The organism is Treponema berlinense, assembly GCF_900167025.1.
Taxonomy (GTDB): Bacteria; Spirochaetota; Spirochaetia; order Treponematales; family Treponemataceae; genus Treponema_D; species Treponema_D berlinense.
The window spans coordinates 411,503-422,927 of record NZ_FUXC01000001.1 but is presented as its reverse complement, the minus strand read 5'-3'; the positions used below and the strand labels follow the sequence as shown (position 1 = coordinate 422,927).

The following is an 11,425-nucleotide window of genomic DNA, read 5'->3' as shown; positions in this document are numbered from 1 at the left end:
ATTATTATGAGCCGAGTTCACAGCAGGATGAAAAAGATTTCAATCTGCTTGTGAAAATCAAGGAAGTCCAGATTGAACATCCGTATTACGGTTACCGCAGAATCTGGAGAGAAATAAACAAAAACGGCGGAGACACTACAGAAACAACTGTACCAGCGGAGAGTTTATAGAACTGCTTAAGTACTACAATGTTGAAATAAGCATGGATGGAATCGGCAGATGTAAGGACAATATTTTTGTAGAAAGAACATGGCGAACATTGAAGTACGAATGGATTTTTCTTCGGGACTACAGATCAAACGAAGAACTCAGAAATCTGCTAGACAGTTTTGTTAAGTTCTTCAACAAAGAAAGAATTCACCAGGGGCTGGATTACAAGACTCCTGACGAAGTATACAAAGAAGGAAGTTTCCCTTCTGCAATTATTAAAAAAATGGTTGCATGAAATTCGCTATTTTTCAGACTCCGTGTCTGGACAAAGGGCTTAGCTTAGAAGTTGTGTCTATGGCTATGTTCATTATTTATTTCCTAGTTTTCAATTCTAAAACAAGCCACATCAATTTTGCAAAGAAATCTTTTTTACTTCTAATGAAGGAAACATATTTTCGGACAAATCCTGACAAATATTCTGGTAGAAAAATCCCAATTTCAGAGTCAATCTTTCGCCATTCGTCAAAATGTGGCTTCAATTGGAAATTATTTGTTTTGCTTGGGAAAATCAAGTGACCAAAAGCGTGGAAACTGTCGTCTTTTATGTAGGCTTCAATTTCTTTGATTTCTTTGAGTTTAGGATTTTGTAGAAGATTTTTGAGAACTTCGATATTTTCACGAATGCTTTTTTCTGTGCGCTTGTGGACTAGGGAACTGCTGTTGTATTTGTAATAGTAGTATGCATTGTGAATTATTACAGGATTTTGTGCATTCAAAAAACAGTTTGTACAAAGCCAAAGGTCTTCTGCAAAGGAAACGGTTTTGTAAAAAGAAAAGTCTAATTTTTCAAGTAGAGTTTTTTTATAAACTTTATGCCACACATGAGAAATCAATTTGCTTTTTGTTTCAAACAATTCTTTTACAGTTTTAGAGTTGTCTGAAATCTTTTCAAATTCGTTTCTTTCATTTTTTGTAAAATAATCATAGGTAATGAAATCTGAATTTGTATTATGAATGTCGTTTAGCAAAGTTTCGACTGTAGTTTTTTCAATTTCATCATCAGGATCCATAAAAGTCAGATATTCAGTCTGAACCTGTTCAAGGCCTGTAATTCTACCTGCACCAAGTCCCTTGTTTTTTTCGTGCCGAATAACTGAAAATCTTTCATCACGACCAATTGCCCTAACACAATTTTCATAACTTTTGTCAGTAGAACCGTCATCAACGAGAATGCAAACAAAATCTGAGCAAGTTTGATTTTTAAGTTGTGAGATGAATGATTCCATATATTTTTCTACATTGTAGAAGGAAGTGCAGATTGAAAGTTTCATTTGTTAATTCCTATTTTAGCACAAATTGTGGATTGTATTTTCTTGGACGAATTGGTGGTGGAACATCGCAAACTTTGAAGAATGAAAGATATTTTTTGATGATTTCTTTTTTGTTTAGCTTTCGTTTCAAAAGTTGAGCATTTTTGAATGGTGTTAATGCTCGATATTTAAAATATTCATTCTTATAAGGAGAATCACATTCTACAAACCAAGGTTTTCTTCTTGATGAATAATGAATAATTACAGGATCTTTTCCAGCTTTGTACATCGCTTCAAAATCTGTGTAAAGCATTGTTGTTTCTTCTTCTGGATTTAATAGTTCATCCTGAAGATTAAATTCAAAAGATAAATGAATTTTATTGTTTCGTAAAACATAATTCAAAACATCCTGGTCGTGCCATACAATTCTTTCTGGATAGTTTTTTATGAAATCCATAAATTCATTGAAACAATTGTTTTCACGCCAGTATTTTAAGTTCAAAACAAGAACTCCGCCATTAAAATATCCGATTTTTGGATCATAGCGAAGTCTGTTATAAGTCGAAACTTTATATGTTGAAGAATCTGTAATTCCGGCAATAGCTTTGCCTGTCAAATCAACATTCCACAAGTCCAAAAGCGATTTTCTAACAATAATGTCACAGTCAAGATAGATTATCTTTTCGACAGATTCAGGCAATAAATTGGCAAGAAACAGTCTGAAATAAGTTTCAATTGAGACATATTTGTTTATTTGATCACTGCGACCGATAGGTAAATCTTTTATATCTGATTCTTGTACTTGTAAATATTGAACAGAAACTTTTTCATATTTTTTTAGGAAATCATTTAATAAAGCTTTATTTGAGTCAGAAAGATTTTTGTTAAGAATGTAAAAATTTAGTTCTTCGCCTTTGTTGTTTTCACAAATAGAGCAGATGGCGATTGAACAATACTGTAAATAATTGTTATCAGTTGAAAATGCTATGTTCATATATTTTAGTCCTAAAAATTAAAATAAAATTAACTACTGAAAGAAATCTGTTATCCAATTTTCAATCATATAAATGGAAAAATCATAAAAATCATTAAAAGGCATTTTTATGAAAGTTTTTAATGTAGATATTTCATCTTCACCCAAAATGAAAATATTTTCTTTTGCATAAAAAGGGTATTTTTTTATTTGGGTATTATTTGTTACTAATTTCTTTTTATTTACCAAAGCTTCATATGTTCGTAATGTTATACCGTATTGTCCAGTTTGTAATATATCAACTAATGCTTTTGACTGTGAAATATTTCTTATATTTTCATCAAAAGAAACAAAATTGACATAAAACTTTTTGCTTTCAATATTAGTTGAAGTCTTATCTTTTATTAAATTAAAATTACAAACAAGTTCTTTTCCAACTTCAGTTTCTATATATTCCAATATTGAATATCTATTTTTGTCTTGTCCAACAAAATACAAATCATATTTTATTTCAGTTTTTTCATTTGGTAAAAGTAATTGTTTGTAAAAAACTTGGGGTTTATAATTTATTTTATATTTTTGAGCATCATTTTCATCAAAAGTCCATAATTTGTAATATTTTTTATATATTTGAATCATTGATCTTGTATATTCGCTAAATGTAAATAAAGGATTCCAAATCCAAATGTTCAATTTTTTTGTTTTAACATATTTTGCCAACTGAATTAGAAGTGGTGAAAGTGTTCCCCAAATTAAAATAGAATCATTTCTATCAATTTTTTTTAAAATTACTTTGAAGTGCTTTGAGAAATTAAAAAAACAGGAAATGCCTATTAAATTTAATAGTTTTGTCAATCTTCGAAATAAATTACTTTTAAAAGTTGCTTGTTCTGTAGAAAAAATAATGGAAATATCATTTTTTTTAAGTAAAGGCTCAAATATTTTTTTGTCTAATTCGTATCCTTCCGTGATTATATATAACATAATTTATCATCTCCTAGTTTAATCATCATTTATGAGAAGTTCCCAATCATATTGAGTTTTCTGCGAAAGTGCAGATTCAATTGCTTGAGAGATATATTTTTCATGATTGTAGGTTGGCATTAAAATTGATACTATTGGTTGCATTTGTTTAATTTTCCTCTTACTTTTTCAATTATAGTAGAAAAAAGTTCCAGAACATACTGATTTCTTATTGCAACTAAAACTGCCCCGTAAGAAACAACACCAACAACAAAACCTATAACCAATTGCAAAACAGAATTTTCAAATAAGTTTCGTGAAAAATAAACGCATACACACATGATAATCAATGCAATAAAAAACTGAATGATTGATTTTATCATTTGTACTTTTGCCAGATATTTTCTTAAAAATGCACAGTCAATTACTACAAATAAAATCTCTGCAACTAATGTTGCAACTGCTGCTCCGTTTGCCCCGTATTTTGGAATGAGAATGAAGTTCAACACAAAATCAACAACAGCTGTTATTGCCATTCTGTGAATTGTGTATCTTTCCATTCCATAAACAACAAGCAGACTACAGGTAAAACTTGAAATTGCACTGCAGAAAATAAACGGAGACATTATTTTTGAAACTAAAATTGCATTTACATAATGTTCCCCGCAGAATAACAAAACCAGAGGTTTCATCAAAAGCAGAAACCCTGCAGAAATCGGCAATGCAAAACAGATTAAAAAGTTAAAGGCTTTTTTCTCTAGTTCAAGAATGCTTTTTTCGTCATCTTTAGAAAGATAATAGGCAATTCGTGGAATCATAACCGCCGTTACTGCTGGAAAAAGATTTTTAACCATTCGTACAATTTTTGCACCTGCTGAATAAAAACCAACCTGTTCATCGGAACTTAAAAATCCCAGCATTGTGGTATCTAAACTTGAAAAAAATGTTGCTGCAATAGCTGAAGCAAAAAGAATGAAGACAGGCTTTAAATGACGTTTTATCTGCAATTTTTCAGAATCGTTTTTCTTTAACGAAATGAATTTTCGTGCGTGAAATAAATTTAATATATTTGCGCCAACATTAGAAATTATGTTTACCGCAGCATATTGAAGATAATCTTCAGAACTTCTAACCATTGTAAAAAGAAGTACTACGCTTATAACCTGAAAAATAAGTGAGCGAATTGTAATGTAAGTATATTCTTCAAATGCTTCGTAAATCCAGTTCAAACCGAAGGTGTTAAACATTATGAGCGTACTGCAAATTATAATAAGCCCTTTGTATTCGTGAAGCTTTTTAACAAAACAAACTGTTAAAAAAAGCAAAACATAGGAAATTACGGTGGATACAAGATTTATTGTCCATAATTCTCTTACTATTGCATTCATTTTTTGCTTGTCATCCCTATTTTTTGCAATTTCACGGACAGCATAGGAATGTAATCCAAGTGAAGCAATGAGAGAAAAATAAGAGACAATTCCCTGTGCAAAATTCACCTTGCCTAGAATTGAAGGGCCTAGAATTCTTGACGAATAGGGAAATGTTATTAATGGAAAGAAAAGTGTTAAAAAAGTTTTTAGAGTATTTAGAAATGCGTTTTTTTTAATAGATTTTTCTTTCATAAACATTAAAAAATAATTTAATTAATACTATCAAATTTTTTCATAATAGATAATACATCTGGAAAATTTTTTAATTCATAATACAGATAAGAAAGTTTATGACTGTAAAAAACGAAATGTATACAGTACTATAAAATAATAGTTTTGAATTATCTTTCGCTTCTGATTTTCTAAATTTTTCCGAATTAAATATCATGTATATAGGAATTCCTGCTGGTATTAGATATCTTCCTTGAACACCTAAGATTCTAAAATCAGATATTTCCCATCCAACATACATTCATACATTCCGTAATATGAACCGAAAAGAACTATAGTAAAGATGAAAATCATATATCTTAATACTTTTTTATCATATATTACTTTAGTATTATCTTTCAATATATTAAAAATAAGAATGAAGTTTATTATTATTATAAATACACATGAATAAAATTGATATGTTCCAAGAGAGTAGTTAAAAAAACTACCACATATATGTATGAAATCATAGTTAATGGATAAAACAATCGTAAAGAATGTAGATATTGGATTCCTAATGAAACCTGCAGTCGTTCCACAATACACAGCTTCTTGATGTTGTCCTTTATGAACAGCAAAGTTTTCAGGATGTTTTATTGTATAATATAGATAAAATAAATACCTTAGGCTGGTCTGCAAAAGTCAGCATTGAAGAAGGAATAAAAAGAACAATTAAGATTCTTCAAGATAGGAATTACTTTTTTTAGCCTAAAAATTATACTTTATTCTCAAAGCCCCATAACTATTTCTGTAACCACTTCCTTTTTCTTTTTTGTATTCTGGATTTATAATCCATGAAGTATTGAATTCAATACCTATGAGAAATGACTGAGTTACAAAATATTGTGCATTGATTCCATAAGTTCGCATGGCTTTGTATTGCGCCCACTGATCATGCTGTTTCTTCCCTTCTTTTTGCCAATCCTCATATTTTGTATTTACACCAAAATTGTTGAGATAATTTGTATCAGGCCTGTTGTAATGTAAAAAGAGGGTAACGATTCCTTTTGAAAAGTGAGTGCGAAGCGCAATATACTGGCTGTTCCCAAAATATCCGCTGCCAGCTCCTAGTATCTGCCCATTCTGAGTGTATCCCTGAGCTATAGAACCATGAGAATAGTAGCCCATATAGTTCCATTGAAGCTGAAAGTCCTGAGACATTTCAAAGTTGCTCCACTCAAATATTATTTCAGGTCTTATGTTAAACTTCTGAAATCTTCTAAAGAATGAAAGTTCTTTTTTTGCCCCAACAGTATAAATTGCTGTGTGAAATGGATTTGCAAAACCTTTTCCGGTATAATCATCAACTCCAAATTCTCCATAAACTTCAAAACCTACCTGCGGGAATTTCCAGGTTGTGAAGAGTGACATTTTCTGATCCTCGTCAATTCTGTTCCCAGTCTGTGAACCGTTCGTACTATACAACGGATTTAAATACTTTGCAGATTTGTCTTTCCAGTAGTTTATGCAGATTTTATTAGCACCAATAGTAAATTCCGGCAAAATAGACGGTGAGTATGCGACTGAAAACCCTGTAAGCTGGCGGTGGTCGTTTGTGCTGTCATTGTCAAAATAATCGGATTCTGTCAAATATCCAAGCCAGGCTCTTCCTTCAATTTCGCCAAGATACCAGTCTGTGTATGGCATATAGACTTTTGTTTTCCTTAGACCTATGTCAAATTTTGGGTAAGTTCCTGCATTGTTGCTTCCTAGCATTGGATTTAGCCATGCAGGTCCCAGCCACGGAGACTGAAATCCAAAGCCTGCTGTAAAGTTGTGCCATGTATATCTGGCTTCTGTGTCTCCCCAGTCAAAAGTGCTGAAGGAAGAGTCTCCATAGCGCTGTACAAGGTCAATGTTTCCTTTCCAGAAATATGAATACTCGCTTCCGTAAACTCCTGGCAAAAATTCAAATTCCCTATTCTGACTCCAGCTCACCTGGGGTTTTAATGTCAGTTCCAGGCCGTAGGCTTCCAGTCTTGCGCCGGCTGTAAGGCTTGTGTTGTAGCCTTTTCCTTGCCAGAGCGCGCCGTCGTTTTGTCCGTAAGGGGCTTTTGTGTTGTATGAATTGAACCATTCCGGGCCGTAGAGCTTGAGTTTTACGCTGCGGTCAATTCCTGCTGTAAACCAGTTTGTCTCTGTTGAGTCAGATTCGTATAAAGTGCGTTTTGTTCCGAGATTGTTGTCTTTCCAAAGATGGTTTTCGTCCGTAACCTGCCATTCACTGTCGCTGAGTGTGCGGTAGTTTAGTGTAGGGCGTTCTGCCGCTCCTGTAAGGCTTAAAAAGTCGTAGTATTCTTCTTCTGTTGATTTTAAGGCTTCCTGGGCGAAAACGGATGAGCTAAAAACCGATAAAAATAAAAAAACTCTTGAAATCTTGTAAAAACGCATTGTGTTTCTCTTCTTATGGAATGATAAACTTTTTCTAAAATATTCCCATCATTCTATAAAAAATCTGTAGTTATTTCAACTTTTTGGGATTGTGTAAAAGTCCAGGGTTGAATTTATCCATTTTTTGCAGAGAATCGGCCAAGTGTCCTGCGTAAAAAGGAACATTGTCAGCGCGCTGCGGTAATTTCCTGTAAAATATTGCGATTGCGCGAGATAGAATGCCGCGCGGTTTGTGGTTTCTTCGCTGCGGTTTACGCTTAGAAATTTCTTTAATTCTATAATCGAGGCCTCGTAATTCTTTTTTACAAAACTGTTCTTGAGAATTTCAAAAAGATAGTAGTCGTCGCCTCCGGATGGTGATGTTATGTCCTCGTCAAAATAATATGGCTCGAGTTTTTCCTTTTGAATGCTGGTTTTTCCAGCAAGGCTTTTTCCTGCATTTACAACTTCCGCTGAGAGCTTTGAAGGCTTTTTTTCAAAATCTCCGATTAAGTCAATGTACGGAAGCGGAAGCTCGCGAATTGTTCCGTCTGTGTAAAGTTTTGGTGTTTCTGCGGCAATCTGCTCTTCTGATTTTTTCCGGGCTTTTTCCGGACGTTTTACTGCCACTGCCTTTACTGTCGCGTTTATCGACGGAAGAACCACATTGTAAAGAGTTCCGTCTGAAAGTTTTGCGAGAACTGCATAATAATATTCATTAAAATCCGTCACAGTGTCGATGTATTGCTGGGTTTTTTGAGAAAGCTCTGCAATCGGACTAAGTTTTTCTGCTGATTTTGAATTAACTGGAACTGTATCTTTGAACACAAGAATTGACGCCGCGTTAAAATTCTGCGGAAGTTTCCATGTGAGCCTTATTTTGTCTGTCGAAACGGCAGATGCGCACAGCATATCTACAATCGGACGGCTTGAAGACTTTGCTTTGTCCTGGGCAAAAGAAAAGGTCTGGAGAAAAAACAACAGAATGAATGAAAACGGCTTAAGAAAAGATTTCATATTCTTTTTAATTTTAGCATTTTTTGCTTTTTTTTGCACGTTTTTTGGCGTTTTTTGAATTGAATTTGGATTCATCCTTGAAGCCAGTTTGACAAGAAAAAGTCTTTTGTTTATTCTTTAAAGGTTATTTTTCTATTAAATTATGTATTTTGGGCAGTTTTGTCCGGAAAAAATTGAACCGCTTTTGGAGATTAAAATGCTTGAAGAATTAAAAGAACCGATAGACAAACTTAAAAATGACATTGACAGTGTCTGGGGGCGTCTTTGACCACGCTGCGATCGATAAAAAAATAAAAGACACCGAAGCCCTGACCGCCGCTCCTGATTTTTGGAACGATACCGAAAACGCGCAGCGCACCATGAACGAGCTAAAATACTTAAAAGGACGTGTCGAGCCTTGGCGTGAACTTATTACACAGGCAGAAGAGCTTGAAACCCTTTACGAACTTGGAATTGAAGAAAATGACCAGGGTGTCGAAGAGGAATTAAAGCCTCTCCTTGAAGCTGCCCGGAAAAAATTTGATGAACTTTCGATATTAAACCTTCTTTCAGGCGAGGTGGACAAAAACGGCTGCTTCTTGACTATCCACTCAGGAGCGGGCGGAACTGAAGCCTGCGATTGGGCTTACATGCTTAGCAGAATGTATATTCGATGGGCGGAACGCAACGGTTTTAAAATGGAAACTGTCGATCTTCAGGAAGATGAGGGCGGAATAAAATCGACTACAATTCAGATTACCGGCGACTATGTTTATGGAAAATTAAAAGGCGAAGCCGGTGTCCACCGTCTTATCCGCATTTCTCCGTTTGATGCAAATGCAAGAAGACATACTTCATTCAGTTCGGTCTTTATTTTCCCGATTCTCGATGATACGATCAAGGTTGATATTCGTCCGGAAGATTTGCGCGTTGACACTTACCGCTCCGGAGGAAAAGGCGGCCAGCACGTAAATAAGACAGATTCTGCAGTCCGCTTTACGCACCTTCCGACAGGTATTGTCGTAACCTGTGATTCTGAACGCTCCCAGCTTATGAACCGTGCGACGGCAATGAGCATCTTGAAGGCAAAACTCTATCAATATTACAAAGAGCAGAAAGAAAAAGAAAACGCCAAATTCGGCGCAGAAAAAAAAGACATTTCCTGGGGAAATCAAATCCGCACTTATGTTTTCCAGCCGTACACGATGGTAAAAGATCACCGCACAAAATATGAATGCGGAAATATCCAGTCTGTAATGGACGGTGATATCGACCAGTTTATCGACGCATTTTTGCAGGCTCAATGGAAAGGTCTTCCGACTGGCTCTGACGATTCTGACGAAAATATGTAGGAACCTGCTTTTTTTCAGGTTCCTGCCGTGGATTTTGCCGTGGATAAATTCATAAAGTTTTTTAAAAATTCAGTTTTTGTTCTCGTTTTTTGCTGCCCATTTTTTGTTTTTGCGGACGATTGGGTTTTGGCAGGGCAGAAGTTCACCTTTGCTCAAAAAGGAATTGAAAATTCTTCAAATGCAAAGATTGCTTCTGTTTTGCCGCAGCTGATTCTTGAACAGATTGCTGAAAATTCAATCCGCTCCGTTTCTTCCCAGGAGCAGCTTGACCGCGAGCTTTACGCACTTCAGACAGAACGGCTTTCGCTTTTTTTGCAGCTTTCAAAAGAAAATAAAACCCGCGATTCTCTGGTTCTTTCAAAGACAAATCCGCGGGAATTAAAAAAAGCGATTCGGGAAGAAGAAGAAAAAATTTCCGAGATTGAAAAGAAAATTGATGAAAATCTTTCGGCCGTACAAAAAACTAAAGAAAAATATTCGCGCCAGATCGCATTGGAAAATGGGGAGTTTTTTGATGAAAAAAAGCACGATGACAATTTTTTCGGAAAACTTCCTTTTGCTTTTATGAAAAAAAAAGAAGGCGAATCTAAAAAAATAAACGAAAACGTTGTTCTTTATAAAAATGATCCGTCCTCGCTTTTTTCTCCTTCGGAAAATGCGCTGGCATTGGGAGAAGAAAGTTTTTCTTTTAACAGCGAAATTTCCGCCGCAAAAATCAATGCGCTTCTTGCCGGAAAAATCGCTCTTTACGGAGAATATGTTTCGGTTACGGTAAAACTTTATTTTTTTCCGGGAGCGGCTTCTTCTCCGGAAATTACTGAAGTTGGAAATGCAAACGACCTTGTTTCGATTTCTCAGAACATTGCGAGAAATTTAATGCCGGAAATTGCAAATTCAGTTCCTGTAAAAATAAAAATCGAAATTGAACCTGAACAGGCCGCAAAAAGCGGAATTGTCAGCGTTGACGGCGTAATTGTTCCTGCAAAAGAAGAGGTTGTTGTAAACGCCGGAGTTCATTCAATCACTGTTTCTGCAAACGGTTTTGAGAAGCAGACCGTAAATTACGCTTTTGCCGGCGAGGATTTTTTTACTGTAAAAACGACTTTAAGGCCTCTCGTAATGGGAAACCTTGAGCTTTGCCTAAAAAAAATGGCAAAAGGCGTTTTTTATTTTAACGCGCTCGATTCTTCTCCTGTCGATGAAGAAAACCGTTTTGCAGCATCGACTGTGAATGGACGCCCGATTTTGGGAATTTTTGAAAATTCGGAGGGAGAAAGCGCATTCATCTATATTTCAGAAAAACTCGCTCAGGACGGAAATATTCTTTCTGTAAACGCAAAACCTTACGACCGGGAAAAGCATATCGACAGGCAAAGGCGACGAATGTACACGGCTTATTCAGTCTTAATCTGTTCTTTAGTTCCAACTTTTTTTACGGTCGGAAACTTTACTGCTATGAATAATTCCTATGCCGCCGGCCGGGCGAATTTTGACGAAGTAAAAAAATGGCAGAAATATTCGTACTATTCTATCGGAGTTTCGTGTACGGCAGGCGCATGGTTTGCTTTTGAAATGGTCCGCTATCTTTTTGCGGCGAATGAAGTTCTTCCTGCGCGTGCAGTTCAAAAAAAATAAAAATTATCTATAATTATGTTGAATTATGATGGG

General features: G+C 35.1%; 11 protein-coding genes. 4 read left to right on the top strand and 7 right to left on the bottom strand.

From position 1 onward, the window contains the following. Positions 1-50: 50 nt before the first annotated feature. Together B5D47_RS11885 and B5D47_RS01910 are read left to right on the top strand one after the other, a co-directional pair. Positions 51-170, top strand: coding sequence for an IS3 family transposase (locus B5D47_RS11885; protein ID WP_407701149.1), 120 nt, complete (start codon positions 51-53; stop codon positions 168-170). After that, on the top strand, positions 167-445 hold the full coding sequence (locus tag B5D47_RS01910; protein WP_407701148.1) for an integrase core domain-containing protein: 279 nt from the start codon (positions 167-169) through the stop codon (positions 443-445). Before B5D47_RS11885 ends, B5D47_RS01910 begins: the two co-directional genes overlap by 4 nt. Positions 446-521: 76 nt before the next feature. Here B5D47_RS01910 and B5D47_RS01905 read toward each other — a convergent pair whose 3' ends face one another. The 7 genes from B5D47_RS01905 to B5D47_RS01875 all read right to left on the bottom strand — a co-directional run bounded on the left by B5D47_RS01905 (position 522) and on the right by B5D47_RS01875 (position 8,426). Beyond that, positions 522-1,481, bottom strand: a complete 960-nt coding sequence (locus B5D47_RS01905) for a glycosyltransferase family 2 protein (RefSeq protein WP_078930123.1) — start codon at positions 1,479-1,481, stop codon at positions 522-524. A gap of 10 nt (positions 1,482-1,491) precedes the next feature. Continuing rightward, positions 1,492-2,454, bottom strand: a complete 963-nt coding sequence (locus B5D47_RS01900; protein ID WP_078930122.1) for a glycosyltransferase family 8 protein — start codon at positions 2,452-2,454, stop codon at positions 1,492-1,494. 33 nt (positions 2,455-2,487) lie between these two features. After that, positions 2,488-3,417 (bottom strand): WaaS/CpsH family glycosyltransferase, encoded by a 930-nt coding sequence (locus B5D47_RS01895; protein WP_078930121.1) that lies wholly within the window; start codon positions 3,415-3,417, stop codon positions 2,488-2,490. An 18-nt stretch (positions 3,418-3,435) separates the two neighbouring features. Next, complete coding sequence (locus B5D47_RS11880) at positions 3,436-3,537, bottom strand: glycosyltransferase (RefSeq protein ID WP_159443464.1); 102 nt, start codon at positions 3,535-3,537, stop codon at positions 3,436-3,438. Positions 3,538-3,548: 11 nt separating this feature from the next. After that, positions 3,549-5,018 (bottom strand): flippase, encoded by a 1,470-nt coding sequence (locus B5D47_RS01885; protein ID WP_159443463.1) that lies wholly within the window; start codon positions 5,016-5,018, stop codon positions 3,549-3,551. A 729-nt stretch (positions 5,019-5,747) separates the two neighbouring features. Beyond that, positions 5,748-7,430, bottom strand: a complete 1,683-nt coding sequence (locus B5D47_RS01880; protein ID WP_078930118.1) for a capsule assembly Wzi family protein — start codon at positions 7,428-7,430, stop codon at positions 5,748-5,750. A gap of 75 nt (positions 7,431-7,505) precedes the next feature. Continuing rightward, the gene (locus B5D47_RS01875; protein ID WP_143592574.1) at positions 7,506-8,426 is read right to left on the bottom strand and encodes a tetratricopeptide repeat protein; all 921 of its coding nucleotides are present in this window, start codon (positions 8,424-8,426) and stop codon (positions 7,506-7,508) included. Between the two features lie 196 nt (positions 8,427-8,622). Between B5D47_RS01875 and prfB the strand changes: the two genes are divergently transcribed. Further along, positions 8,623-9,757, top strand: a protein-coding gene (prfB, locus tag B5D47_RS01870) for a peptide chain release factor 2 (protein ID WP_143592573.1) whose coding sequence is annotated in 2 segments (ribosomal slippage) — positions 8,623-8,691 and positions 8,693-9,757 — 1,134 coding nt in all. Because the reading frame shifts where the segments join, the coding sequence is not laid out codon by codon here. Positions 9,758-9,883: 126 nt separating this feature from the next. Then, positions 9,884-11,392 carry a hypothetical protein gene (locus B5D47_RS01865; protein WP_143592572.1) on the top strand — a complete coding sequence of 503 codons (1,509 nt, stop codon included), beginning with the start codon at positions 9,884-9,886 and terminating at the stop codon, positions 11,390-11,392. Positions 11,393-11,425: the final 33 nt, after the last annotated feature.